Origin of the sequence: Paenibacillus sp. FSL R5-0744 (assembly GCF_037972555.1) — a bacterium.
Classification (GTDB): Bacteria; Bacillota; Bacilli; order Paenibacillales; family Paenibacillaceae; genus Paenibacillus_AQ.
In genome coordinates this window covers 3,958,618-3,984,620 of the sequence record NZ_CP150228.1, presented here as the reverse complement: position 1 = coordinate 3,984,620, position 26,003 = coordinate 3,958,618, and the positions used below count along the sequence as shown (strand labels likewise).

23 protein-coding genes are annotated in these 26,003 nt (G+C 43.6%); 21 read left to right on the top strand and 2 right to left on the bottom strand.

Features of this window, described 5'->3' with window-relative positions; all coding sequences use genetic code 11:
- Window positions 1-174 precede the first annotated feature (174 nt).
- Window positions 175-1,209, top strand: a complete 1,035-nt coding sequence (locus MKY19_RS17465) for an ATP-binding cassette domain-containing protein (protein ID WP_339265309.1) — start codon at window positions 175-177, stop codon at window positions 1,207-1,209.
- Window positions 1,206-2,027 carry an ABC transporter permease gene (locus MKY19_RS17460; protein WP_076286724.1) on the top strand — a complete coding sequence of 274 codons (822 nt, stop codon included), beginning with the start codon at window positions 1,206-1,208 and terminating at the stop codon, window positions 2,025-2,027. The genes MKY19_RS17465 and MKY19_RS17460 overlap by 4 nt, the downstream gene beginning before the upstream one ends.
- Before the next feature lie 62 nt (window positions 2,028-2,089).
- Here MKY19_RS17460 and MKY19_RS17455 read toward each other — a convergent pair whose 3' ends face one another.
- Complete coding sequence (locus MKY19_RS17455; protein ID WP_339796411.1) at window positions 2,090-2,743, bottom strand: TetR/AcrR family transcriptional regulator; 654 nt, start codon at window positions 2,741-2,743, stop codon at window positions 2,090-2,092.
- 196 nt (window positions 2,744-2,939) lie between these two features.
- Here MKY19_RS17455 and MKY19_RS17450 point away from each other — a divergent pair, with 196 nt between their 5' ends.
- From MKY19_RS17450 to MKY19_RS17390, 13 genes are all read left to right on the top strand, one after another.
- On the top strand, window positions 2,940-3,725 hold the full coding sequence (locus MKY19_RS17450) for an SDR family oxidoreductase (RefSeq protein WP_339796408.1): 786 nt from the start codon (window positions 2,940-2,942) through the stop codon (window positions 3,723-3,725).
- A 179-nt stretch (window positions 3,726-3,904) separates the two neighbouring features.
- Window positions 3,905-4,624, top strand: coding sequence for an SDR family NAD(P)-dependent oxidoreductase (locus MKY19_RS17445; RefSeq protein WP_076286727.1), 720 nt, complete (start codon window positions 3,905-3,907; stop codon window positions 4,622-4,624).
- Window positions 4,625-4,976: 352 nt separating this feature from the next.
- Window positions 4,977-5,735 (top strand): Wzz/FepE/Etk N-terminal domain-containing protein, encoded by a 759-nt coding sequence (locus MKY19_RS17440; protein ID WP_042189097.1) that lies wholly within the window; start codon window positions 4,977-4,979, stop codon window positions 5,733-5,735.
- Entirely contained in the window at window positions 5,683-6,390 is a 708-nt protein-coding gene (locus MKY19_RS17435) for a CpsD/CapB family tyrosine-protein kinase (protein ID WP_339796405.1), read from the top strand. Before MKY19_RS17440 ends, MKY19_RS17435 begins: the two co-directional genes overlap by 53 nt.
- A 6-nt stretch (window positions 6,391-6,396) precedes the next feature.
- Window positions 6,397-7,632 carry an oligosaccharide flippase family protein gene (locus tag MKY19_RS17430; RefSeq protein WP_339241840.1) on the top strand — a complete coding sequence of 412 codons (1,236 nt, stop codon included), beginning with the start codon at window positions 6,397-6,399 and terminating at the stop codon, window positions 7,630-7,632.
- A gap of 32 nt (window positions 7,633-7,664) precedes the next feature.
- Window positions 7,665-8,927, top strand: coding sequence for an O-antigen ligase family protein (locus MKY19_RS17425; RefSeq protein ID WP_339265298.1), 1,263 nt, complete (start codon window positions 7,665-7,667; stop codon window positions 8,925-8,927).
- Entirely contained in the window at window positions 8,860-10,173 is a 1,314-nt protein-coding gene (locus MKY19_RS17420; protein ID WP_339271694.1) for a glycosyltransferase family 4 protein, read from the top strand. The genes MKY19_RS17425 and MKY19_RS17420 overlap by 68 nt, the downstream gene beginning before the upstream one ends.
- Window positions 10,174-10,235: 62 nt before the next feature.
- On the top strand, window positions 10,236-12,146 hold the full coding sequence (locus MKY19_RS17415) for a nucleoside-diphosphate sugar epimerase/dehydratase (protein WP_339796401.1): 1,911 nt from the start codon (window positions 10,236-10,238) through the stop codon (window positions 12,144-12,146).
- Between the two features lie 3 nt (window positions 12,147-12,149).
- Window positions 12,150-13,268: an LCP family protein gene (locus MKY19_RS17410; RefSeq protein WP_339796398.1), complete on the top strand. Its 1,119-nt coding sequence runs from the start codon at window positions 12,150-12,152 to the stop codon at window positions 13,266-13,268.
- Window positions 13,269-13,292: 24 nt separating this feature from the next.
- Entirely contained in the window at window positions 13,293-13,919 is a 627-nt protein-coding gene (locus MKY19_RS17405) for a sugar transferase (RefSeq protein ID WP_143759584.1), read from the top strand.
- The gene (locus MKY19_RS17400; RefSeq protein ID WP_339796394.1) at window positions 13,916-14,725 is read left to right on the top strand and encodes a GNAT family N-acetyltransferase; all 810 of its coding nucleotides are present in this window, start codon (window positions 13,916-13,918) and stop codon (window positions 14,723-14,725) included. The genes MKY19_RS17405 and MKY19_RS17400 overlap by 4 nt, the downstream gene beginning before the upstream one ends.
- 77 nt (window positions 14,726-14,802) lie before the next feature.
- Entirely contained in the window at window positions 14,803-15,912 is a 1,110-nt protein-coding gene (locus tag MKY19_RS17395; protein ID WP_339796392.1) for a GNAT family N-acetyltransferase, read from the top strand.
- Window positions 15,913-15,970: 58 nt separating this feature from the next.
- Window positions 15,971-17,137: an aminotransferase class I/II-fold pyridoxal phosphate-dependent enzyme gene (locus MKY19_RS17390; protein ID WP_339796389.1), complete on the top strand. Its 1,167-nt coding sequence runs from the start codon at window positions 15,971-15,973 to the stop codon at window positions 17,135-17,137.
- Window positions 17,138-17,141: 4 nt separating this feature from the next.
- Here MKY19_RS17390 and MKY19_RS17385 read toward each other — a convergent pair whose 3' ends face one another.
- A complete protein-coding gene (locus tag MKY19_RS17385; RefSeq protein WP_339796386.1) occupies window positions 17,142-18,788 on the bottom strand; it encodes a glycosyl hydrolase family 28-related protein in 1,647 nt (548 codons plus the stop codon).
- 194 nt (window positions 18,789-18,982) lie between these two features.
- On the opposite strand from MKY19_RS17385, the gene MKY19_RS17380 reads away from it, so the two are divergent.
- From MKY19_RS17380 to MKY19_RS17355, 6 genes are all read left to right on the top strand, one after another.
- A complete protein-coding gene (locus MKY19_RS17380; RefSeq protein ID WP_339796383.1) occupies window positions 18,983-19,927 on the top strand; it encodes an NAD-dependent epimerase/dehydratase family protein in 945 nt (314 codons plus the stop codon).
- 27 nt (window positions 19,928-19,954) lie between these two features.
- Window positions 19,955-21,073: an acyltransferase family protein gene (locus tag MKY19_RS17375; protein WP_339796380.1), complete on the top strand. Its 1,119-nt coding sequence runs from the start codon at window positions 19,955-19,957 to the stop codon at window positions 21,071-21,073.
- A gap of 354 nt (window positions 21,074-21,427) precedes the next feature.
- Window positions 21,428-22,483 (top strand): LLM class flavin-dependent oxidoreductase, encoded by a 1,056-nt coding sequence (locus tag MKY19_RS17370; RefSeq protein ID WP_339796376.1) that lies wholly within the window; start codon window positions 21,428-21,430, stop codon window positions 22,481-22,483.
- Window positions 22,484-22,564: 81 nt separating this feature from the next.
- Entirely contained in the window at window positions 22,565-23,245 is a 681-nt protein-coding gene (locus MKY19_RS17365; RefSeq protein WP_339241818.1) for a Crp/Fnr family transcriptional regulator, read from the top strand.
- A gap of 112 nt (window positions 23,246-23,357) precedes the next feature.
- On the top strand, window positions 23,358-24,170 hold the full coding sequence (locus tag MKY19_RS17360) for a DNA alkylation repair protein (protein WP_339796373.1): 813 nt from the start codon (window positions 23,358-23,360) through the stop codon (window positions 24,168-24,170).
- Window positions 24,171-24,422: 252 nt separating this feature from the next.
- Window positions 24,423-25,973, top strand: a complete 1,551-nt coding sequence (locus MKY19_RS17355; protein ID WP_339796370.1) for an acetamidase/formamidase family protein — start codon at window positions 24,423-24,425, stop codon at window positions 25,971-25,973.
- Window positions 25,974-26,003 lie beyond the last annotated feature (30 nt).

Genomic DNA, 26,003 nt, shown 5'->3' with positions numbered 1-26,003 from the left:
TTTTGAAAGAATAAACGGCGTAGCATTGAGCTACACCGTTATTTCTGCATTTACAGGATAGCTTTCAACGGAAAGCATATCTCATTTATAAACTCAGTTTAAACCTTCGTTTAAATTCAGTTTATAAAAGGGAGTTAGCATCACAATACAAACTAAAACGTTGGAGGAATTGTAATGGTTAATGAACGCAAAAAAATAATTGAGCACAACCCTGGAGATTGGGCCGTCGAGGCGCGTGGACTCGTCAAAACATTTGGTGACAATCGCGCTGTGGATGGGGTGAATTTAAACGTAAAAGCAGGTACGATCTATGGAGTTCTTGGTCCAAATGGAGCCGGAAAAACTACCGTCATACGGATGCTGGCGACCTTACTTCGCCCTGATGCAGGTTCAGCGCGAATCTTCGGACATGATGTAGTGAAGGAATCGCAGATAGTGCGGCAATTAATTGGTGTGACAGGACAATACGCCTCGGTAGATGAGTCACTTAGTGCTACGGAAAATTTGATCATCTTCTCGCGTTTGTTAGGACTTGGCCGCGCGGAGGCACGACAAAAAGCTGCTGAACTGCTTGAAGAGTTTGGTTTGACAGAAGCGGCTAAGCGTCCACTAAGAAACTTCTCTGGTGGTATGCGTCGTCGTCTGGATCTGGCAGCAAGCCTAATTGCTCAGCCACCGTTGATTTTCTTGGATGAGCCAACTACAGGGCTTGACCCGCGTACACGCTCACAGATGTGGGATACGATTCGCCGATTGGTGAATACAGGATCAACAGTTCTTTTAACGACGCAGTACCTTGAAGAAGCAGATCAACTAGCAGACCGGGTGGCAGTTATTGACCGTGGGCAAGTCGTCGCCGAGGGCACTGTGGATGAGCTGAAATCATCCGTGGGTACCACATCTTTACTATTGAAGGTCCGAGAGCTAAAGGATTTTAAACAAGCTCGTCAGCTTGTAGAACATGTTCTGCATGTCCAATCCAATGTGTCTTCGTTGGAGGAAGGGCAGATTTCTGCACCGATGGCGAACGCTGATTTAGTGACTGACCTACTTATTGCTCTGCGCGAAGCAGGCATTCCACTTGCAGAGGTGAGTGTGCAGAAACCAACACTTGATGAAGTATTCTTAACAATCACGGGTCAGGGTGTAACAGATAACGCTTCAAATGCGTCTGGGCAGTCAAACAAGAAGGAGGCAGTAAGAGTATGAGTACAAGAACTTCTGCAATAAACTCAGGAACTACAAGACAATTGAAAAACCATACGAGTCTCAGACAGAGTATACGAAATTCATTCACAATGGCGTATAGAGGTATACTAAAAATACGGCGAACACCTGAGCAATTATTCGATGTTACGCTTCAGCCTATTATTTTTACTCTGATGTTTACCTATATTTTTGGTGGAGCCATCTCTGGTGACATTGCTAGCTATTTGCCTGTTATCATTCCTGGTATTCTCGTTCAGACCGTAATTACTACTTCGATCGTTACTGGAGTTCAATTACGTGAGGATATGGATAAAGGTGTGTTTGACCGATTTAAATCACTGCCAATTGCAAGGATAGCTCCGTTAGCAGGTGCTTTATTAGCAGATACGATTCGGTATACGATAGCGACTGTGCTCACTTTCACCATGGGTTATATTATGGGATTACGGCCCGAGGGAGGGCTGGGGCATGTTGCTATAGCGGCACTTCTTGTTATTGTCTGTGCTTGGTCGATTAGCTGGATCTTTGCATTCTTTGGTGTCATTGCAAGAACAGCCTCAAGTGTACAAGGGATCTCGATGATTGTACTGTTCCCGCTTACGTTTCTGTCTAACGCATTCGTACCGGTAGATACAATGCCTAGCTGGCTTCAATGGTTTGTTAAAGTCAATCCGATCTCACATTTGGTGACCGCGGTGCGGGAGCTTACTAACAATGGTACCGTAGGCTGGGATTTCGTAATCTCTCTGATCGGAGCAGCTGTCATCGTTGCGATTTTTGCACCAATTACAGTTCGTGCTTATATGCGCCGGACATAATATGAAATAAAAAAACGGCAGAAATGCCGTTTTTTTGTATTAGCCGCAAAAAATCTTCTTTTTTAATTATCGCTTTTAAAGAACGTATGGATTAAATTGGATACTGATCTATCATACAATGTTTTAGCAGCTTCCTCATTTTGAATATGTCCCCCCAAATGCAGATGAATGACGCCATGCAACGATGCCCACACCAGATTCACAACAAGGAGGGGATCTTTCTCCTCAATAAACCCTTGTTCGATGGCTTCTGTAATAAGGGCTATTACTTGTTGAAGTGCCGTGATGATAGCATGTAAACTTTCTTCCTCCGGTTTGAACTCGCTAAAAGCCCCTCCAAACATAACCATATAATAGCTGGTATGATTCCGTGAGAAATCCCAATAAGCTTGTCCAAGATCGCGAAGATATAAATTTAGATTGTCTTGTTTTGGAACCGCTTGAAAGGCAGCGGCCAACAATTTACACCCTTGCAGAAAAAGCTCCTTCGCTAAACCTTCCTTGTTTCCAAACAAGTTATAAATGATTTTTGTGGGACATTCCATTTTGTCAGCAACCTTGCGAATGGTTACACCTTCAGGTCCAGATTCATGCATAATGGCCGCAGCGGCTTCGATAATATTCAGTCTTAATATTTCTGCATGCTGTAGTTTTGCTTTTGGGTAGGTTGTAACGGATTGAGCATCTATAGAAGATATTTTGGACGATTTTTGCATGTAGTTTCACTTCCTTAGAACTTTACTTTAGCTTTTTTAAATAACCATCATTTCTAAACCTTATTTTACTGATGTAGAGGAGAAATAGCCAATATTTAAATGTAGAACTTTATTTGACAACGTAACTTCACTCAGATACAATGATTCATATTGAAACACTGTTTCTAGATGGTCATTAAAGGGAGAGATGATAGCAATGATTACAATTCAAAATAAATGGACATTGATTACAGGGGCTTCTTCGGGGATAGGTGAAGCGTTTGCTCATGATCTTGCAGCTAAAGGAAGTCACTTAATTTTAGTCGCCCGTTCCGAAGATAAATTGATTGCTTTAGCGGAAAAATTACAAAGAGAATTTCATATTCAAGCGGAGGTTATCGTTGCTGATTTATCGCAAGAAGGTTCTCCTAGCAGGCTCTATCAACAATGTATGGAACGTGGTCTGAACGTTGATATTCTTATTAATAATGCAGGTTTTGCTACGTATGGGCTTTTTGAACAACTATCTGGTTCGAGACAACATGAAGAGGTGATGCTAAATGTTTTGGCGGTAGTAGATCTAACCCATTTATTTTTGCCAGAGATGTTAAGAAGAAAAAGCGGAGTGATTATAAACGTTGCATCAACAGCAGCATTTCAACCTCTCCCTAATATGGCTGTATATGGAGCGACAAAAGCTTTTGTATTATCATTTACACAAGCACTATGGGAGGAAAATAGAAAACGGGGTGTACAATTTCTTGCGTTATGTCCGGGGTCTACGGAAACAGAATTTTTTAATGTTGTGGGAGCCGATGAAGCTTCAGTAGGGAAGCGAGATACTCCAGAAAATGTGGTTCAAGAGGCTCTTCGGTCGCTTCAGGCAAAAAAAATATTTGTTGTCCCAGGATTTTCAAACTATATTTCAGCTCAAATATCACGTTTTTTTACACGTAAACAAATGCTTTATTTAGTTGGACGTATGCTCCGTACGCGACATTAATAAGTCAACATTTTGCTTCGATGATGTAAAATAAAGAGCCGTTATCTATGGACTACTCCATGATAGCGGCTTTTTTCAAAAGTTAATTGCCTAACTCCGAATTCTAACCCTACTTCTTCATGTCCTTCGATGGTACTATGATATAAAAATAGAATGATGCATATAGAAAGGACGACAGTATGAGAAACTATCTAATCTTGGGGGCAAGTAAAGGTTTGGGAGATGCATTTGTGAAAGGTTTACCTGAGTATGGTGATCGAGTGTGGATCGTCTCCAGAAGCAGACCGGGCAGTCTGGATCTTAATGATGGCATACAGCGGGTATGGATTGCAGTAGATCTATCGCAGCCAGATGCCGCACAAGTCTTATCAAAGGGAATTCAAACGGAGAAGATTGATGTTTTAGTTTATAACGTGGGTATTTGGGAGAAAGAAGGTTTTGAGGATCACTATACTTTTGACAAGGATGAGACGAGTGACATTGCCAACATTATAAATGTGAATATAACTTCAACAATTACCTGCATACAGGCTGTATTACCTAATCTTCGTCAATCGGAAGCAGGAAAAATTATTCTAATTGGCTCCACAGCAGGACTGGATCATACCAATAACGCCCAGGTATCATTTGTAGCTTCCAAGTTCGGTCTGCGTGGTATTACACATGCATTGCGTGAGCATGTACGTAAGGATGGCATTGCAGTAACTTGTGTGAATCCGGGTGAGCTGGCAGCAGAAATTCCTTATGAGGATGGCGCGGAAAAAGCGATTGCAGAATATAGCGGCACAAGAATTCCTGTTCAGGACATTGTCTCCATTGTGAAATGTATCGTTAACCTCTCTAGCGCTTCCTGTGTCAAAGAAATTCATATTCCAGCAATGGCGGATTTGAATGCATAATAAATCTCATTTATCCGTTAAGATTTCATTAAGATTCAATACGAAGATAAACCATATAATTGGATTATAGAAAGGTTATCAAAAAAATGCTACATAAGCGCGCCAACTAGCACGACGTATTATTAGGTTGTAGTAAAAAGTGAATATATAAGGCTGTCTACCAGTAGAATCCTACTAGTAAACGGCCTATTTTTGTTGGGATTTAATAGGGAGTCGGGTGGTTTTTTTTAAAAGAAGGCTTATAAATTCCCAACTTTTTTTGGACATATATTGGGCTAACGAGAATATAACTATACAATAAAACACTTGTTGAAGAAGAGGAAAATACATTAACGGTTAGGAGAAATGAACGATGGAATTCGAACTAGGCAGCATTTTGAAACTAGTGAAACGTAGGCTGCTGTTCATCATTGTATTATGTATTGTTGCGGTCGGAATTGCTAGCTTCGTTAGCTACTATGTCTTAAAACCGAAATACGAGGCGACGGCTTCTATTCTTATTCAAGGGGATAGGCAACAGAAAGCCATCAATGACATTATGGCTGGGCAAAAACTAGTAACCACTTACGGAGAAATTATCCGAAGCAGTAGAATCGCTGAAGAGGTCGTTAGAAGACTGCAATTAAACATGACCCCTGAAAAACTATTAGAAAAAGTGAAAACAAGAACAAGTAGCGAGTCACTCGTGACGACGGTAATTGTATCGGATTCTAATGCTCAGCGGGCAACGAATATCGCGAATGGCTTTGGTGAGGCCTTTAATGAGAACATCCAAGCGATTATGGGGGTAGAGAATGTTGTGCTTCTTGACCGAGCCAAGGTTCCTTTCGAGGCGATCTCACCCAAGCCAGTATTCAATATGGTCGTTGCTTTCGGACTTGCATTGATTGCTGGGATCGCATTTTCCATTCTACGGGAATTGGCGGAGAAACCTGTGAAAAGCGCCAAGAATATTCAGTTGGATTTGCAGCTTCCTCTTCTGGGAACGGTGGGAAAATTGAAGCCGCGGAAACGGCGGGAGAAGACGAAATCCAATTCAGTAGAAGGAGCCAGCAGACATGAAGAAGAAAACGCCAAGATTGTATTGCCTGGAACAACCGAAATCATCTAATGGTGACCAATTCCGAATGATACGATCTAATATTCGTTATACCCGAGTTGGTGGAGAAATTCGATCTTTATTAGTTACAAGCTCACTTCCGAATGAAGGTAAATCAACAGTGGCGATGAACTTGGCCATAGCGATGGCAGAAACGGGAAGAACTGTGCTGCTGATCGATGGGGATTTGCGTACACCAACGGTGCATAAGGCATTCGATCTACCCAATTGGATCGGATTAAGTAGTATCCTAGTGGATCAAACCTGTGTGGATGATTGTATTTTCCCTATTGAGGGATCAGAAGGACTTTCTGTAATGACATCGGGTCCGATCTCCCCAAATCCAGCCGACTTACTAGGATCAACAGGAATGAAAAGGTTATTTGCAGAGCTTAGTGAGAGATTTGATACGATTGTCATCGATTCTTCTTCGGTGTTAATGCCTTTTTCGGATGCCCTTATCTTGGCAAAGATGACCGAAGGGGTACTGTTAGTCGTAAAATCCGGGAAAGTGCTCTTAAAGCATACCAACTCTGCAAAACAGATCCTTGAGCAGCAAGGAGCACATATTTTGGGAGCGGTTTTGAATTATCGAAAAAGTAGCAAACGTTACAAGATTCGCGGTGAAGATTTTGCCGATTGGGCCTCAACTTCAGGGTTGGTCTAACGCATTATGACACTTGCTTCTCTTCGTTATTTATTCGGAAATATCACATACGCTGGCGCTCAATTCGTGATTGTAATTTTGCTTAATAAATTTGGCTCATCCGAAATCGTTGGGCAATATTCGTTAGGGCTTGCGGTGACTGCTCCCATCTTCATGCTGTCGCATCTGCATCTGCGTTCGGTCTTGATCGTTGATACATCTGGAAAATATCTTTTTGGAGATTTTTTTGGCCTTCGTCTCGTGACAACCGCAGTTGCATTCACGGTTACAGCAGGTTGTTGCATCCTTAGTGGTGCTGATTGGAATACAGCTTTAGTCATATTTTTCATAGGATTGTATAGAATTGTTGAGTCGGTCAGCGATATTTTATTGGGTATCGTTCAGAAGCAGGAAAGGCTAGATCAAATCTCTTTCTCGAGAGCTGCTAAAGGATTGTTCTCCATACTTGTCTTCGCCCTCGTATTTATCCCTACTCAGAGTCTCATTCTAGCGTTATTAGTCATGATTATCGGATGGTTAGCAATAACCATTGGATATGATGCTCGCAAAGCGAGAGTGCATACGTCGCTCAGACCACTTTTTAACAAAAGACGATTATGGGGCTTGCTGCTCGTAAGCTCACCCCTTGGCGTGGTGCTGGCGTTGATGTCACTAAATACAAATATCCCACTATACGCGATTTCATATTTTAAAGGAGAACATGACTTAGGCATATACGCTACGCTCTCATACATGATCGTTGCCTGCAATGTTGTTGTGACTGCACTCGGTGAAGCGATAACACCACGTCTTGCCCGTTGGCACGCTAGCGGACGACATAAGGAGTTCATCTCTTTACTCAGTCGAATGATTGCAATGGGTATAGGAATTAGTGCGATCGCTTGTTTGATCGGGTGGATCTTTGGTCATCAGCTACTAACTCTTCTATTCAGTCCAGATGTGGCTGCTGAGATAGGTTTATTTCATTGGTTGCTCGTTTCTACCCTATTGGTATTTGTAACGTCTTACCTGTGGTATGCCATAACGGCTACCGGGAAGTACAAAGCGCAGATTCCCTTGTTTCTGTGTTCCGTGATCACTAATGGGCTTTCTTGTCTAATATTCGTGCCTATTTTCGGGGTGATAGGTGCTGCGGTGGGGGCTAGCTTGGCCTTATTCGTTCAGATGATAGGCAGTGTGATCGTACTTTTCTTGGTAATCCGTCAGGCAAGGAAACAGGTACAACGGGAATTGGCCGCATAGAGGCAATTTCTCATAGGAAAGTAGGGGCTTGTATGACATCTGTACTCGTTGTAGGGAAACCCTACACCATGCGTAATTTATTTCTGTTTGCGGTTATGGGTTACATCATCTGCCTTCCGGCTCAAATTGATTTCGGTGGCGCATTTCGAATCGCACCTTCTGACCTTTTCTTAATGCTTGGTTTGTTTGCAGCAGGTTTACACCTCAAATTGGACCCGAGGCAGTTCAGTTCATGGCATTGGGGGATGTTGTTTATTTTCGTCCTTGCTTCATTTGTATCCATTTGGCGCAATGGATTCATTACGCAATACGCTCTATTGCAAAAAGATTTTGGGTTTATACTCCTACTGCTCACTTACATCATGCTTGTTCAGGCTGTAGACAGCTGGGATCGGTTATATAAAATGCTACGAGCTTTTTTGATCAGTGTGCTGATCTTCAATGGCGTCGCTTTGTTCGATTTTTTTAGTGGAGTGAAGGTTCCGTTTATGGTGCAAGACGGTCGCCTCTCCGGGATGCTAATTGATCCGAATGCATACGGCGGATTACTAGTTACGGCTTTTGCCATTCATATCATGACGAGTGGAGACGGGGTGAAGCTGCTAAGGGGATGGGTGAGTACGCTAGCGACGATCACCTTAGCCGGGGGCATAATAATGACTTTTTCGCGTTCGTCATGGATAGGTTTGTTCCTTGTTCTGCTTACATTACTGCTGACTAATCCTTCTCGACTTCTCAAGATCGGCATGGGGTTTAGCGTCGCGTTTGGAGCATTGCTGTTGTATAAAGGTACAGCTTATCTGGATGTGCTTGGGAATATGGCCAGCAGACCCTCGCAGATTCAGTCGCGTCTAGACATCATTGGGAAGGCTGTGGAGTGGATCGCTCAAAGTCCATTATTAGGGATTGGACTCGGTAGCTATAACTATGAACTGCGGATTATTATCCATAATACTCCGATCTGGTTTATGACAGAATTTGGCTTGTTGGGCTTGATTGTGTACGGCGGATTCATGATCTGGTTCTTCATCGTTGGGATCCGTTCTTATCGCGCGGCAGATAGGGTGAACAGACCGATCATTATGGCATTATTGCTGTCTCACGCAGCGATGATTGGACTTTCGATGGGTATTGAAGCCTTATTCCAGCGGTATTGGTGGTTCATGATGGCTATGAACGCAGCTTGCATCCGATTAACGAATACGGGATGGAAAGGAGTGAAGCGATATCGAACCAAGGGCACTGAAAAGTCAACGGGTCGTAACCTACGACAACAAACAGAACAAGCGCAATAACAAGAGGTTCGGGAGCATACCTGCTGAAGACTGTGGGCCGGTAAGAGTTGCTTTTGTAGCCTCCATTTTTGGGCATTTTGAGAGTTTCCATCTACCTTACATGGCGTTATTGCAGCAAAAAGGTTGTGAAGTGCATGCTTACGCGCAGCCAGGGGAAGCGAGATTGCGATTAGAAGAGAAGGGGATCGTGTGCCATGATGTGCCCATTCAGCGTAGCCCTTTACAGATGCAGAACTGGGCAGCGCTAGGGATATTAACGGAAAGCTTCAAGGAGGAGGGGTTCCAGTTCATCCATGTACATACGCCAGTCGCTTCGATTCTCGGACGGATTGCGGCCCATAAAGCAGGTGTACCTTGCACATTGTATACAGCGCATGGTTTTCATTTTTTCAAGGGAGCTCCTTTTCTGAACTGGATGCTTTATTATCCGCTCGAGAGGTTAATGGCCCGCTGGACAGATGTGCTAATCACCATAAATAGAGAAGATTATGAACGTGCCCAGAAATTTTCTATACGGAAAAAGGTGACTTATGTGAGTGGTGTAGGACTTGATCTCCAGGTTTACGGCAGTGAACAGGGTCATCCTGAAACTGCGTCGGAGAAGGCAGATAGGCGACGCCAACTGTTTGATCTGCCGAAGAGTGAGCATGATGAACCTCCCTTCGTCATCCTATGCGTTGCTGAATTGAACGCCAACAAGAACCAGAAGCAGTTGATCGAAGCGCTGGGTCAGTTGGGGTCTCAAGCAGGCAACATCCATCTGGCTTTTGCGGGTACAGGACCGTTCGAGCAGACTCTATTGGAACTTGCTAATCGGCTGGTTGTCAGCGATCGGGTGCATATGCTTGGGTACCGTAGAGATATTCCGGATCTACTCAGAGCATGTGATGTTGCTGCACTTGTGTCTTATCGCGAGGGACTACCTCGGGCGATTATGGAGGCGATGGCAATAGGGAAACCCGTTATAGGTACTCATATTCGGGGGATTCATGATTTGATCGAACATGAGTCAACAGGCATGTTGGTTCCTGTTGGTGATATTACCGCTACCGCTAAGGCTTTTACACAATTACGTGATAATCCAGCATTAACTAGGGCAATGGGAGAAGCAAACAAGGAGAGGATCATTCGTTACGGGTTGCCTGCGGTGCTCCGTGAAATGGACTCGATCTATATAGAAGCGCTAAACAAGGAGGAAAGAAAGCGGGTTCCGTCTGAAATGCATGCCAGCCTATCGGGGGATTGAATATTCACTCTCACTTAAAAGGCGAGTAAATGAATTTTTAGTTAATTAGGGAGAAAGAAGTGATGAAAATGCGGATCTTCCGTTTGGTCATGTTGGATGCAGGGATTATTGCGGCTTCAGTGTGGCTTGTGTTTTTACTTCGGTTTGATTTTCAAATCCCTGAGATGTACGTGTGGATGCTTCCGTGGGCAATATTGATTCACATTGCGGTGTATGCGGTCTTCTCATTTGGATTCAAAGTGTATAACAATATCTGGCGATACACCGGAATGAGAGAGTTACTGCAGCTTCTAAAAGTGAGTGTATTAACCCTCGTTGGAGTGATTGCTGTCAACGTATCCACCCATGTAGTAATTCCTTCCTATCGACTACCGATTTCTATCTATTTTGCAGCGGGTTATGTGTTTCTGGGCATTGTGGGGTTACGAATGGTTAAACGTCTTCTAAATGATGGATTTGAGACAACGGGTGTGAAGGATGCCTTCGAAGGTAATCTTCTAATCGTTGGGGCTGGTAAAGCTGGAATCCTCGTTACGAAAGATATCAAGCATTCAAGGTTCAAATTTATGCATCCCGTTGCCTTCATTGATGATGATGCATCTAAACAAAAGCTGGAAGTAATGGGGCTGCCGATTGTGGGTAACCGAAATTTCATTCCCGAGGCCGTGAAACAGCTGGACATTGCATTCATTATTATTGCCCTTCCGACAGCGCCACATAACGACTTAATGGAGATTATTGAGATCTGCAAATCAACAAAAGCACAGATTAAGCTAATGCCTAGTATGACAGAAATTTTGGACGGGAAAATGGCAGTCAATCGAATTCGTGAAGTGTCCGTAAATGATTTGCTGGGTAGAACTCCTGTTGAGATTAATACTGAAGAGATTCGTGAGAATTTAGGGAGTGAGTGTATTCTCATCACGGGTGCAGGAGGCTCCATTGGCTCAGAACTGTGCCGTCAGCTAGCTGCGTATCGTCCGAAGGAAATGTTGCTGCTTGGTCATGGTGAGAACAGCATTTACCTGATTGAACAAGAGCTACGCCAGTTATATCCCGATCAGAAGATTCAACCTATCATAGCTGATATTCAGGATGTGTCGCGGATCGATAGTGTTTTTCAGAATTTCCGACCTACGATTGTGTATCACGCCGCTGCGCATAAACATGTGCCCCTTATGGAGATGAATCCGGTGGAGGCGGTAAAGAACAACGTTATCGGAACAAGGAATGTAGCGGAAGCGAGTGCCAAATATGGTGCTAAGCGGTTCATTCTGATCTCTTCGGACAAAGCGGTTAATCCAACAAGTGTCATGGGAGCTACAAAGCGAGCGGCAGAAATGATTATTAATGATCAGAATTCATCTAGCAAGACGGTTTTTGCTGCTGTCCGTTTCGGTAATGTTCTCGGTAGTCGGGGAAGTGTTATTCCGTTATTCAAAAGACAGATCGAGAGTGGTGGCCCGGTTACGGTTACCCATATGGATATGGTGCGGTATTTCATGACGATCCCTGAAGCAGTGCAATTGGTTATCCAGGCGAGCGTACTGGCACAAGGTGGCGAGGTGTTCGTGCTTGATATGGGTAAGCCGGTTCGGATATACGATCTAGCAAGAGATTTAATACGTCTGTCGGGCTTAGAACCCGATAAAGATATCCCTATCGTGGTCACGGGCATTCGTCCTGGAGAGAAATTATTTGAGGAACTCCTGACAGAAGAGGAAGGATTGATGGTCACCAATAACTATCGCATCATGATCAGTCGGCCTCAAAGTGTTTCCAGATCCGAATTGAATTTGGTCCTTGGTGTTCTGGAGAATTTATGCAAAAGGTACGAATTTGTGCCAAGCAGTTATCAGATTAAGAAATTATTAAAGCAGCTTATTCCAAGCTATTCGGGCTTTCAGGAAGAACCACAGGTGGCTACTCATGAGCTTGAACGGATCAAATCCGAAGTTCATGCGGGGATCTAAGTGATGAAGTCGTTTATGAGTAGATGGAACAAGAAATTGCGTTTGCGTGGCAAGAGTGACAAGAAATTCACAAGAAAGCAAATAGTCATGCGGCGAATTGGAAGATTCGCCCTGATTGGTTTTCTGATTGTGATTGTAATTGGTGGCATTTGGATTAGAGGGGTATTAAATGCTGAGCAGCGATTTCAAAAGGCTGCCCTTAATCCATTAACGATACCTAACTCGAAAATTTCTGCAGTACCTGTGGGGAAGACGCAGTCGGATGGGACTACGAAAAGTCCAGCAAATTCGGATGGCGTGGTACTACCATCGACTGAACCAGCAGCATCGCCAGAAGCAACCGATAAAAAAAATTCATCCTTTAATGTTGTATTAATTGGAACAGATACGTGGGGTGGGGAAATCTCGCGTGCAGACACGATAATGGTTGTGCATGTAATGCCGGAACAGCGGAAGGTGAACATCGTCTCTGTACCGCGCGATACAAGGGTTTATGTACAAAATGTTGGATACACCAAAATTAATCATGCTCATATTGTTGGTGAATCCAAAGGTGGGAATGAGCAAGGAACGTTGACGCTCATTCAAGCGGTGAGCGACTTTATGAATATTCCCATTCATCATTACATCAAGACGAATTTCTCTGGAGTTCGTGATTTCATCGATTCAATCGGTGGGATCGACATGGTAATCGATCAGGATGTCACAATAACCCCAGAGATTACCATCAAAAAAGGCGAACAGCATTTGGATGGTGTGCATGCTCTCTACCTTGCTAGGGCGCGTTACTCTACTCCGAACGGTGACTTTAGTCGTCAAGAGGAGCAATTCAATATCGTTAGAGCTGTGGCCAATAAGCTGTTGAGCCCTGAGCATCTTCCGGATCTGGCGGGATTATTGCTCCATGAAAAGAAAGACATTATCGATACAAGCTTCAGTGACAGTGATTTGCTCAGCTTAGCTTGGTTATTCAAGGGAATAACTTCCGAGGACTTTAAATACGAGCAGATTCCAGGCAACAACAGTTTTGGTTCTGATCCGCTAGTCAGAACTAAGGTGTACTACTGGAGTGCTGATTTAAAACAGGTGAACTCACTGAAGGAACGTCTTTTTACGGATTAAGAGAAAGGCGGGAGGAGTACTAACATGTATCGCCATATGAAACGAGGCTTCGATCTTGTGGGAGCGATCGTTATGTTATGTATATTTAGTCCAGTCATGGCTGTGGTGGCGTTGTTGATTCGAATGAAGCTTGGAAGCCCAATCTTGTTCAAGCAGCAACGACCAGGGCGGGGAGAGAAACCCTTCTTTATCTACAAATTTCGGACCATGGCTGAACTGTATGACACGCAGGGTCAGCCGTTACCAGATGAGCGACGATATATCAAATTTGGCGGAATCATCCGGAAGCTAAGTCTGGATGAACTACCACAATTGGTGAATGTTGTGAAGGGAGAAATGAGTCTGATTGGTCCAAGACCCTTACTCATGCGTTATAGCCCATACTATTCCGAACAGGAGAGGCTGCGTTTCTCAGTAAGACCAGGAATTACGGGATTAGCACAGGTGTCAGGACGTAATACTTCGTCGTGGAAAGACCGGCTTTCGTATGATGTCACCTATGTCGAGAATTTAAGTTTCAGACTTGATGCGCTGATATTATGTAAGACCGTCTTGAAGGTGATTCGCCAGGATGATGTTGTAGCCAATCCAGGTCGGCATAGCCTGCCTCTGGATGAGTATAGGCTGAATAAAAAGGAGGGCCAGGCATGAGTGTGCAGTTTAGACCGCTGCATGAAGACGATATACATCATGCATGCCGGCTCTTGAAGAGCAATTTACCGGAGCATGTGTACAATCAAACGATATTTGCTTGTACGGGTTATCCAGCATATCTACAAGCGGCTTGTAAGTGTGGAGGTCATTCGGCCACATTGTTGATTGGAGCCTATATTGGAGAAGTGCTCATTGGATTCGCGGAATGGCGAAGAATGGAACAAATATTGGTTCTGAATAATTTAAATGTGGATGCGGCGTTTCGCAAGGACGGTATTGGCGGAATGCTCATGGCGTACGGAGAGAAATTAGCCAAGAAGGACGATATTAAGAAGTTGGTACTGGATGTGTTCTCATGGAATGAACAGGCGCATGCTTGGTACCTTCGCCTTGGCTTTGTAGAAGAAGGACGTACTTATTGGTATGTGAGGGATCTGGATCGTTCATTAACGGCTAGCGCAGATGTTATTGCTTCTGGAGCGGATATAGATGATGAAGAAGTGAATTACATTATTGATGATTACCCAATGGCAGAGGCACATCATCTAAAATACGGATTTTCTTCATTTAGGATTAGAACGAAGCAGAAGACTTCAGTTGTGGGTCGGCTCGGCGAGCAGTATTTTCGCATCCAACTGCAAAGTGGAGAGTGGGACGGTGGGTATACACTAACCGATGTGTTACTCGACCTTGACCGGGAGAGAAAGCTGTTATTGCTTTCATCCGATGCATTCTTACGAGAGAGAGACCCAGCGCTAAGCTTAAGCACTGAAAGTATACGTATGATCAAGATATTGGATTAGCAGCGAATGCATCCGAAGTAAGTTTTGTCGAAGTACCTCAAGGAAGCGTCGTTAACATAACTTTTAGGTGGTGACGTATGAGTGATTTCATTGTGCTTAATAGCGCGCATTCTGAAGAATGGGATGCTTATTTGAATCAGATGGATAGTAAGGATATCTATTTTTCTGCAGATTTTTTTCGGCTGTTTGAGGATGATGATCATCAACAGGCAGAGCTGTTTGTTTTTAAGCAGGGTGAGAAGCTCATCATTTATCCTTACTTACTTCGCTCCATTAGCCATCTTCCCGCAGTCATCCAGCTGGGACTTGAAGGAGAATGGTATGACATCAGCACACCTTATGGATACGGGGGGCCAATATCTAATGTGCCTATAGGAGCGGAACGAACAGAGTTGTACCGACAATTCAGTGATACGTTTACAGATTACTGCAGAGAGAAAAAGATCATGACCGAGTTTGTAAGATTCCATCCTTTCATAGGCAATGCCGCTGAATACCAAAAAGGGCTTACTACGGAGCTCAATCGGAATACAGTATACATGGATTTGACAGTTGGCTCAGAGTCAGTGCTAATCCAGAACTATGGCAGCAATCATAAAAGAAATATCCGTAAATTAAAGTCAGCTCCATTCACCATTCGAAAGTCGGATCTTAAGGATCGGATCGAGCCTTTCATCGAGTTATATTACGGGACGTTAAATGATTTACAAGCAGATCCCTTTTATTATTTCCCTCGAAAATTTATAGAAGATACAAGCCTTATGCCAGAAGGACGGGTAGCGCTGTTTGAGGCGATGGATGGGGAGAGGAGTGTAGGGGCAAGTATTGTACTCCTTGATCGACCATGGATGCATTATCACTTATGCGGTTGGGATCGAGCTTATCTGCAGTGGTCACCCACCAAATTTCTTATCCACGCAGCAGCCGTATGGGGGATGGAGAATGGATACGACAAATTCCATCTCGGTGGGGGATATAAGGGGAATGACGAGTTGTTTCAGTTCAAGCTAAGATTCGCTACACAACTAGAACCACTAGACTATTACTTAGGTAAGCGAATATTTTTCCCCGAGGTGTATGAACGAATGATAGCACTCTGTGACACTGGGGTTGCGGGAAATTATTTTCCGCTCTACCGGCATCCATCTCTGTTGAATCAAAATATCATGGACCACGCTCTGAAGTAAGATAATAAGATATGTATTCCATTTGGATTAAGCATCCAAATGGAGAAAGGAGCAAGGCATGAGTATTCGTCAACCACGCATTCTACCACGAATCTTGTTATCCCCACCGCATGTAAGTGGACGTGAACAGGCTTATTTGGAGGATGCAATTCACTCTGGCTGGATCGCTCCCATCGGACCACAAGTCGATGCTTTCGAGCGGGAGATGGCCGACTATACAGGTTCAAAGGGTGCACTTGCATTAAGCTCTGGAACAGCGGCAATTCATCTCGCACTACGTCTAGCTGGCGTTTCTCAAGGAGATTACGTGATTTGTTCGACGCTCACGTTCGTAGCTAGTGCCAATCCTATTTTATATTTGGGGGCTACACCTGTATTCGTAGACTCAGAACCAGAGACATGGAATATGTGTCCACTAGCCTTTCAGCGGGCCTGCCTGGATTTGAATGATAGAGGGATACTGCCTAAAGCAGCTGTTGTTGTCAATTTGTACGGGCAGAGCGCAGACATGGAACCAATTGTAGAAATCGCGAATCGTTACGGTATTGTTTTAATAGAAGATGCTGCGGAATCCCTCGGTGCCTTTTATCACGGAAAGGCCAGTGGTACTTGGGGCCGCTTCGGAATCTATTCTTTCAACGGGAATAAAATTATTACAACCTCAGGTGGAGGTATGCTTGTATCGGATGATACCGATGCATTAGATCAAGCCCGTTTCTGGTCTACCCAAGCACGTGACACTGCTCCACACTATCAGCATTCCGAAATGGGTTATAACTACCGGCTAAGTAACCTGTTGGCAGCCATAGGACGAGGGCAACTGGAGCTACTTGAGGAAAAGGTCGAACGACGTAGATATATTTCTCAAGTGTACTCAGATCGATTGGGATCCATTCCGGGTCTTCATTTCATGCCGGAAGCGCCAAATTGTCGCAGTACACGCTGGTTAAGTGCGCTAACGATTGATGAAGAAATCGCAGGCTTCTCCGCTAATCAACTCTTAAAGTGCCTGGAATTCAACAATATAGAAGCTAGACCTGTATGGAAACCTCTACATTTGCAACCTCTGTTCGAGAACGCCTTCTATTATCCATACATGGAGGGACATAGTGTATCTGATCAATTGTTCACAAAAGGTGTATGTCTACCTTCCGGTAGCTCTTTATCGGATGATGATCTGGTACGCGTAATGGATGCGATAGAGTCTTGTATTCAGAACCGCTGAAAAATTACTTAGCAATCCATCCGTTAGCACCGGTTCCGCTTTCCTTCACATAAAAAGTGGCTTTCGCTACACCATCTGTTCGCATAGCCAGACTGCCAATCGGAGCGGTAATCGTTCCCTCAGGCGATCCTTCCACGATAAATACTGCAGGAAGTAATGTTCCACCAACGAGTCGGACTGCCCGTTTGAAGTTACCATAGGTAGAGAACCATTCAGTTAAAGCATACGGATTATACAAGGTACCAAGAGAAGTACCCTGCATGGCAACCAATGTTTCGAATTCTAGAATGCGTTTTACCTTTACAGAACGGGTATCAAACACTGCTACATTGTTCAGGTGCAGGAAGGACTTAGCTGCATCATAAGATGACGCTAGCACGACTTGATTGGTCCCGCTGTTACGGACAATCATATTGTCGACAGTAACCATCGCGTCAGACTCTGTTGTGAATAATTGTAAGGTACTGCCCGTTAAGTCCTGTGCATCTATCGTCCCCACATAAAGATCTCCTCCGTCGATTCGGACTCCGCTTGCTAAGGTGGAACCCGAGCCGTACATCCCTAACGAGCCGATATGCAATCTTGGTTTTCCTCCAGCAGCATTAAACGCAGCGTAGATCGCAGGGCCGCCAATTCCATCGAACTTTGCGCTTCCGATATCAATAAATTGTGAATAGATCGTTTGTAGACCGTAATTAGCTTTATGATCCGTCGAGCGAATAGACAAATGGCTGATTTTTAGCGTCAATCCATAGGATAGCAATGCTGGACTTACTGATCCACTTACACGCATATCTAGTGAACCGATGTCGAGAGTCCAGAGTCTCGTTATCTCATCTGAAAGTCCAGTTGTCATATCATTGCCGAAACCAGTTGTTGTCAAAGAGTCGAATCGTTGATAAAAGCTACGCGTTCCCTTGAAGATGTCTGGTTCTACATCGAGTGAATTGGCGCCATTAAACCCAGGTGCACCACCGCGACTGTTATTTAATACCGCTCTGTTGACATGAAGCTGGTCTACAAAATGGACTACAAAGTTCTTTCGACCAGCCGTTTCACAGTACGCATATCCAATATGCACATTAACGGATGGGATATCTTCTGTCCCTCCAATGAAAATATTATCACCATAGCAATCATGAGAGTACACCGATTCGATTGTTATATTTTGCGAAGAAGAAATGAACAAGCCATGAAGTTGATCGTTGACGGCTGTTTTAACAGTCGAAGCACTTCCGTCTATTTCGAGGCTACCGGATATCGTGATGTTTGCGGCATTTAACATAACAAGAACTCGAGTATCCGATGGTGGGTTAGGGGCAAGCACCAATTTTGAGCCGGCTTCAAAGCTTAGGTTAGTTCCGGTTGGAATACGAAGACACCACCAATCTAGGACTGAAGGGTTACGCATGTGGCCGGAAGAGACTTTATATACACCAGGCGGAAAAATAACGACCTTGCGTTTGGCATTTCCAGCATTAATTGCATTTTGAATCGCGACGGTGTCATCTTTGGTACCATTCCCTGTAGCTCCATAGGATCGAACATTCACGTAACCGTTAGTTTCAGGATCTAATTTAATAGAAGTGACTGCTCCGTCCGCAATAACGGACGTTGTTACAGAATTATCTGGAATAGGTGCAGTTGCCATATACTTCACTCCTTTATTTTTTGATTTGAAATATAAGGAAAAGTTTCACGTTATAAATCATCCTTATATTTCTACGAGTAACGGTTGTCGTCCATAAAGGATGACAACATCGTTTCTTCTTAAGTATTTTATGTGAACTTTTCTACAGATGCATGGTACAAAGAGCACTTTACAGGGCGAAAGGAGTTTTTTATTTGAAGGTATTAGTAACTGGGGGGCTTGGTTTTATTGGGTCACATGTTGTTGACCGGCTTATAACAGAGGGGATCGAAACTGTAATTGTAGATAATTTATCGGGTGCTTCCGGCTCATTCTATAGAAATCCTTCCGCTCTTTTATATCCGTACGACATTCGGGACGAGACACTGGGTGAAGTCTTTATCCGTGAGAAACCGGATGTGGTCATTCATCTGGCTGCACAGATTGACGTAAGAGAATCTCAGCGCAATCCATTGTTTGATGCGAATGTGAATATTGTTGGCACACTTAACGTCCTGCGGATGTGTGAGGCGCATCAGGTTGAAAAGATCGTGTACGCCTCATCGGCCGCTGTATACGGTAATCCTGAATATTTGAGCATTGACGAGAAACATCCCTTAAATCCTGAATCTTGTTATGGGGTATCAAAAAGTGTTCCTGAGTCTTATATTCGGATGTTTGCCAGCATGCATGGGCTGAAGTACACCATTCTTCGTCTTGCGAATGTATATGGACCTCGACAAAGCTCGCATGGTGAAGCTGGTGTCGTTTCGATTTTTCTGGATCGCATAAAGCAAGGCAAGGAGCTTGTAATTTATGGGGATGGAGAACAGACCAGGGATTTTGTCTATGTTGAGGATGTTGCACAGGCGTTTGTAAATGCGGCTTGTACAGATGAGAATGCGGATAATCAGATCATAAATATTAGCTGCGGGGTGGCGACCTCCATTAATACGATTGTAGAGATGATAGGCGGTATTACAGGTCGGCAATCCCAGACAACCTATGAACAGGCTCGACCGGGAGATATTCTTCATAGCTATTTAAATAATAGTAAAGCAAACGAGTTGATGTCCTGGTCACCTCACCATGATCTTCACCAGGGACTCAAGAAGACGATTGCAGCCCGATTGACTGTAGGCAGTGCTGTGGACCATTAATCGCAAATATCGAAAGGGGTCATCCCCATGGAACGAAAATTAAATTCGGAAATGTTTGTTCTACGTAGTATAGCCTGCTTAAGTATAGCGCTGTTACATGCTTTATATCGAGTCTATGACGATGGGAACACGCCTTGGGTAGAGTCAGTGGGTCTACTGCTTACATTTGGCACACCGGTATTCGTATTTATCTCGCAATTCGTATTGTCTTTTGCATACCCGGACGGAATTCCCGCGAAATTTTGGGAGAAACGGATCAAGTATATTTTGCTTCCTTACTTTTTTTTCGGAGCTTTGTACGCAGGGTTAAAAGGATTGGATATGGCGGGCAGTGAGGGGATTCCGCTTCTTCAGGCTTTTTGGTACTTTCTCTGGCGTCATTGGTTACTTGGCGATTTTCATGGCTACTTTATCCTAATTATCTTTCAGTTTTATGCCTTGTTCCTCTTATTTCAAAAGCATGCCAAAAAATTCACTCCACGCTCTATACTGATTGCGTCATTCGTTATTAATGTGGCTTACTTAGGTTTTTTCAATTTCACCAAACCCGTAGATACGGTAGCTGCTCAATATATTTGGGATAAATTGTATTGGGTTTTCTCTCCGGGGTGGATTTTCTACTTTACTGTGGCTTATTACTTGGGGCGAAATGAGGCTTGGTTCCGGGAAAAATTAAAACAGTTCCGTTTAGCTGTCTGCGTGCTTCCAGTTGTAACAGGCGCGTTTGTGCTATTCGTGAATGGGCAAGGCTGGATTACGGCACATAGTTCCAAGAGAATTGATATGTTACTTTTCGCCATGAGCATGATTCTACTACTCTTCACAGTGGCTTCTGCATTGAAAAAAGTGCCGCGTGTGCTGGAGTGGAGCAGTAGATACTCCTTCGGCATATATTTGCTTCACCCGTTGTTGTTGGCTTTATTCGTCAAACTTCCTTCTTCGTTCGGGTTGCAAAACCTTGGACTATTCAGTGTGCTTCTCCAATTTGTCGGATGTGTGGTAGGATCGGCGATCATCATGAACATAGCGAATCGTATTCCTGGCGGAGCCTTTGTGTTCGGTCGAGTCGGGATTGGAATCAATCAGAGAAAACCCCCGAAACCGCTGGATAAGCCCATAAGCACGAGTATAGGGAACATGAACTAGCTAAAAATAGACCACTAAACTTCCGTTTTTCAGGTGATTAGTGGTCTTTTAATATTGTCTTGGCTCTTACATCGCACTAGTTTCGGACCGTATAGTTCTTATTTCCATAAAAACACACATTTTGGTAGTGGGTTTGGGCAAAAAGCAGCATCTGAGTCCGATAATCTCACAAAATGGCCAAAACCATTAAAATAAGGGCTCCTCAGACCGATCAATAATCGAGGGGATCTGAAATAGTTGGAATTATCGGTGAATCCTATTATAATGGGTTTCTTGATTAAATGTAATTATGAATATTCAAACATTTACATCCAGAGAATAATGCATCGTGCAGAACTTTAGGAGGAAACGAGAGTGGAACTTGGAATAAGTACCTTTGTCGAGACAACGCCCGATGTCCAAACGGGTGAGACAATAAGTCATGCAGAACGACTACGTGAAGTAGTGGAGGAAATTGTACTTGCTGAAGAGGTGGGACTAGATGTATACGGAGTGGGCGAGCATCATCGTAATGATTATGCGGCTTCATCACCTGCGGTTGTGTTAGCGGCAGCTGCATCGTTGACTTCGAAGATTCGGTTGACCAGTGCCGTGATGATCCTGTCTTCAGCAGATCCCGTACGTGTATTTCAAGATTTTGCAACGCTAGATGGCATTTCGAATGGACGTGCAGAGATTATGATCGGCCGCGGTTCGTTTACAGAGTCTTTTCCTTTATTCGGCTATGATCTGAAAGATTATGAAGAACTCTTTAATGAGAAACTGGAATTGTTATTAGCCATCCAAAAGTCAGAAAAAGTAACCTGGAGTGGTAAACATCGAGCGGCCATAAACAATTTGGGGATTTACCCGCGTCCGGTTCAAGATCCGTTACCGATTTGGATTGGGAGTGCAGGTAGTCCAGAGTCTGCGATCCGCACTGGAGCATTAGGTTTACCTTTTGTATTAGCTATTATTGGAAATGTTCAGCCACTTGATTATGCGAAGCATGTACAGCTCTACAAAAAAGCAGCGGCTGAAGCCGGATATGATCTTTCAAGCCTGCCTATTGCCTCACACTCACACGGGTTTATTGCTGAGACTAATGAGTTAGCACTGGAGAAATTTTTCCCTTCAACGCATGCTCGGACCAATGTGCGGGCGAAGGAAAAAGGGACACCGCCATACCATCGTTCCGATTATGATGCGGCATGCAGCTTTGATGGCGCTCTGTATGTAGGTGATCCAGAAACCGTTGCGAACAAAATCATTCATCTTCGCAAGCATGTGGGAATTACGCGATTCTTTTTACATATGCCCCACGGTACAATGCCTCATGAGGATGTTATGCAGGCGATTAGACTGCTGGGAACGGAAGTAGCTCCTCGTGTTCGTGAAGAAGTAGCGCGCTGGGAAGCAAGTAATCGTTAACGAATAAGCTGCGTCCTTAGGACGTGGCTTTTTTTGTGCGGTATACTAAAATAACGAATAACGTTATATAAGGGAGGGGCAATGGAGACTATTCATTATTTATCTCAATTCAATTTGCTTCAATCGTTAGCGCTGGAAGATCTAATGGAAATGGAAGAGTTAACTCGAATAACAGTAGTTCCGAAAAATACATATATCCAGACACCGACAACCTTCTCTGAAGGATTATTTTTTGTGAAAAAAGGAAAGGTGCGTTTATACCGATTGAATGCGGATGGGAAGCAGTTTACTTCGGATATTCTGAGTGAGGGTAATGTTTTTGGTGAAATGAACGTGATTTCGTTTGGAACCAAAGATCATTACATTGAAGCCATGGAAGAGTGTCATATCTGTACAATTGATCCTGTAAGATTTGAAGATTTCGTAGCTACTCGACCTAGATTTTTGATGTCGTTAATGCAAGTATTGAGCGATCGTATAAAAAGTATGAGTCAGTTAACTCAAAACCTAGCCATCGGAAATCTGCATGATAAAATATTGTGTGTTCTTTTAAAGCTATCGGATCAACTAGGCGTTAAAAGTGAGGATAATTATTATAAAATCAATGTTCCACTATCACATCAAGAAATCGCCAATTTGATTGGTGCGAGCAGAGAAGCGGTTACTGTGGCATTGCAAGAATTGGTAAAAGCTGAGGTGCTTCAGACTGGGTTCAAAACTATACGTATCCATCATGATAAGATTTTGGAAAGAAATTTATAAAGATTATGAGCTGTAAATGAGATTACATCTTTATGGTTAGAAATACCCGTATCCTAGATATATGAAGAAGGTTATCCAAGCCTTTAAAATCATAGGTGAAGGGAAGATTTATATGGAGCATAGGAAGGGAGCTCGAAAAGTTAGCGATATTCCTGCTGATGTTGTTGGACTATTGCATAAAGGACAATTACAGACTGTAAATCTAACGGAATGGCTTGCTGTGGACCATATGGTCTTGATAGAAAATGTACTGGACGAGCTAGGTTTTGGACAGGAATCCGAACCAATTTTACAAAGGCTTCGCGATTCATCGGAAAAGAAAATCATGAAGCTCATACCGGCTATCGCGCGGGAGTGGCAACAGGTATTGGAGTGCAAATCAGAGGTGGAACAAGTCCGAGTATTCTCAGCATTAGCACAGCATCGTTCCGATAGTGTCCGCTGTTGGGCTGCCTATATGATCGGTCTAAATCAATCTTTAAGTCTATCGCAAAAGCTAATGGATATCCGTCCCTTTGCAGCGGATGATCATTTTGGGGTACGTGAGATTTCATGGATGGCTTTAAGGGAATCGGTCATTGCAGAATTGGATGAATCCATTAAGTTCTTAGAGAGCTGGGTTCATGATCAAGATACGAACATAAGGAGATATGCAATTGAATTGACGCGGCCACATGGGGTATGGGCGAAGCATATTACTGCGCTAAAAGAAAACCCAGCAATAGCACTTCCATTATTAGAACCACTTAAGTCAGATCCGGCAAAATACGTTCAGGATTCTGTAAGTAATTGGTTGAACGATGCGAGTAAAAGCAATCCAGACTGGGTGCAACAGCTTAGTGAGAAGTGGTTAATTTCTTCGGATTCCAAGGAAACGAAACGGATTGTAAAACGGGCAACAAGGAGTATTACTGAACTACGTTGAAAATGAAGTATCGTTTTAGAATGGATGATAAACGTCAAACACTATGGCTAATTAGCTAATAAGTGTTGGCGTTTTTTTATTGTACCGAAGAAGGAGGCTTGGATAATTAAAGATAACTAATAGTTCTGATTTATTATTTAAACCTAGAAGCGTATAAATATTTATATTGTTAATCTGGAATCCATCTGTTATACTCAAAAACACAAAATGTTATAAAATCTAACATTGAATTGAGTTGAGGAGGATTTGACTATGAAAAGACAAACGTTTCTGAAGGTTGGTGTCATTTTATCAGCGGTTTTGCTAGCAGGATCGTCAACAGATGTTATTTTTGCTGACACGATGGAAAGCGCGTATAAACCGAAAACGCATGTTCTAAAAGCGAATTCGGAGACCGTTCGCTGGGGGAATATTGGTAAAGGTGATCCAGCTTTAACAGTACAATCGGGAGATATTGTGACGGTCGAGGCCATTACGCATCATTCCGGTGATGATTACGATCGGATGATTAAAGGGGATGCGGGTGTTGAAGATATTTTTCACTGGATAGAAGGGGAGAAGAACGAAGCGCTTCGTGGACCAGGCGTACATATTTTGACGGGACCTATCGTAGTAGAAGGCGCTGAGCCAGGGGATGTTCTGGAAGTGAAGATTCTGGACATGAAGCTGAGACCTAATGGAAATGACAAATATGCAGGCAAAACCTATGGCGTGAATGCCGCGGCGAACTGGGGTTATCTATACGGAGATATGGTGGAGGAGCCGAAAAAACGTGAAGTGGTCACCATCTATGAGATGGATACTGAAGGTGGGACGGATTATGCAACAGCTGTTTATAACTACAAATGGACAGTGCAAACCGATCCGGATGGTCAAGTGCACCCGACAATCGACTACCCAGGTGTAATTGTAGACCATAATACGATTGATAAGAACTTTGATGTATTGAAAGGTATAAAGATTCCAGTACGTCTCCACTTCGGCACGATGGGTGTGGCGCCTAAAGAAGCGGATATTGTAGATTCAGTACCTCCTTCATACAATGGTGGCAACGTTGATGATTGGCGGATTACTGAAGGTGCAACGATGTATTATCCTGTATCCGTACCGGGTGCACTACTGTCAATTGGTGACCCGCATGCCGGCCAAGGGGATTCCGAGATTAACGGAACTGCGATCGAGACATCAGTTACTGGTGATATACAAGTCATTCTTCATAAAAAAGGAACGCTTAACCAAAAACTGAGTGGGTTAAGTTTCCCATTACTTGAAAATGAATACGAATGGGTTGTGCATGGCTTCAGCTACGCCAATTATTTGGAGGAGCTGGGGGCTAGTGCTCAGACGGATATTTTCAAAAACTCGTCCATCGACAAAGCAATGAAGGATGCCGCTCATAAAACAAAAGATTTTTTAATGGCTGGAATGGAATTGAGCGAGGATGAAGCGTACTCACTGATGTCTGTGTCCGCGGATTTTGGAATTACACAGGTGGTGGATGGAAACTGGGGTGTGCATGCTTTGATCGATAAAGGCCAATTCGGTGATTCGGAGCGCAAGGCAGTGGGATTACGTAGCAGCTTTGAAAGCTTTGGTGCGAAGGTGAGCTGGAAGCCGACTACTCAGACAGTAACTATAAGCTACAATAATAATGTTCTAGAGATGAAAGTCGGGGCGACGAGAGGAATGTACAATGGAGAGATCGTTAAGCTCGTTGCTCCAATAGAAGTTGTAAAAGAGAAGGTTCAGGTCAGCGAATATTTCGCGAAATTTTATAAAGCTAAGTTATCTAAAACAGAGTAGGTCGAATTAGCAATCATTTCATAAACATAA

What these genes read in the sequence shown, in the direction of transcription:
- MKY19_RS17465 (WP_339265309.1), top strand. Translation starts at nt 175, where the DNA reads ATGGTTAATGAACGCAAAAAAATAATTGAGCACAACCCTGGAGATTGG.
- MKY19_RS17460 (WP_076286724.1), top strand. Translation starts at nt 1,206, where the DNA reads ATGAGTACAAGAACTTCTGCAATAAACTCAGGAACTACAAGACAATTG.
- MKY19_RS17455 (WP_339796411.1), bottom strand. Translation starts at nt 2,743, where the DNA reads ATGCAAAAATCGTCCAAAATATCTTCTATAGATGCTCAATCCGTTACA.
- MKY19_RS17450 (WP_339796408.1), top strand. Translation starts at nt 2,940, where the DNA reads ATGATTACAATTCAAAATAAATGGACATTGATTACAGGGGCTTCTTCG.
- MKY19_RS17445 (WP_076286727.1), top strand. Translation starts at nt 3,905, where the DNA reads ATGAGAAACTATCTAATCTTGGGGGCAAGTAAAGGTTTGGGAGATGCA.
- MKY19_RS17440 (WP_042189097.1), top strand. Translation starts at nt 4,977, where the DNA reads ATGGAATTCGAACTAGGCAGCATTTTGAAACTAGTGAAACGTAGGCTG.
- MKY19_RS17435 (WP_339796405.1), top strand. Translation starts at nt 5,683, where the DNA reads ATGAAGAAGAAAACGCCAAGATTGTATTGCCTGGAACAACCGAAATCA.
- MKY19_RS17430 (WP_339241840.1), top strand. Translation starts at nt 6,397, where the DNA reads ATGACACTTGCTTCTCTTCGTTATTTATTCGGAAATATCACATACGCT.
- MKY19_RS17425 (WP_339265298.1), top strand. Translation starts at nt 7,665, where the DNA reads ATGACATCTGTACTCGTTGTAGGGAAACCCTACACCATGCGTAATTTA.
- MKY19_RS17415 (WP_339796401.1), top strand. Translation starts at nt 10,236, where the DNA reads ATGAAAATGCGGATCTTCCGTTTGGTCATGTTGGATGCAGGGATTATT.
- MKY19_RS17410 (WP_339796398.1), top strand. Translation starts at nt 12,150, where the DNA reads ATGAAGTCGTTTATGAGTAGATGGAACAAGAAATTGCGTTTGCGTGGC.
- MKY19_RS17405 (WP_143759584.1), top strand. Translation starts at nt 13,293, where the DNA reads ATGTATCGCCATATGAAACGAGGCTTCGATCTTGTGGGAGCGATCGTT.
- MKY19_RS17400 (WP_339796394.1), top strand. Translation starts at nt 13,916, where the DNA reads ATGAGTGTGCAGTTTAGACCGCTGCATGAAGACGATATACATCATGCA.
- MKY19_RS17395 (WP_339796392.1), top strand. Translation starts at nt 14,803, where the DNA reads ATGAGTGATTTCATTGTGCTTAATAGCGCGCATTCTGAAGAATGGGAT.
- MKY19_RS17390 (WP_339796389.1), top strand. Translation starts at nt 15,971, where the DNA reads ATGAGTATTCGTCAACCACGCATTCTACCACGAATCTTGTTATCCCCA.
- MKY19_RS17385 (WP_339796386.1), bottom strand. Translation starts at nt 18,788, where the DNA reads ATGGCAACTGCACCTATTCCAGATAATTCTGTAACAACGTCCGTTATT.
- MKY19_RS17375 (WP_339796380.1), top strand. Translation starts at nt 19,955, where the DNA reads ATGGAACGAAAATTAAATTCGGAAATGTTTGTTCTACGTAGTATAGCC.
- MKY19_RS17365 (WP_339241818.1), top strand. Translation starts at nt 22,565, where the DNA reads ATGGAGACTATTCATTATTTATCTCAATTCAATTTGCTTCAATCGTTA.
- MKY19_RS17360 (WP_339796373.1), top strand. Translation starts at nt 23,358, where the DNA reads ATGGAGCATAGGAAGGGAGCTCGAAAAGTTAGCGATATTCCTGCTGAT.
- MKY19_RS17355 (WP_339796370.1), top strand. Translation starts at nt 24,423, where the DNA reads ATGAAAAGACAAACGTTTCTGAAGGTTGGTGTCATTTTATCAGCGGTT.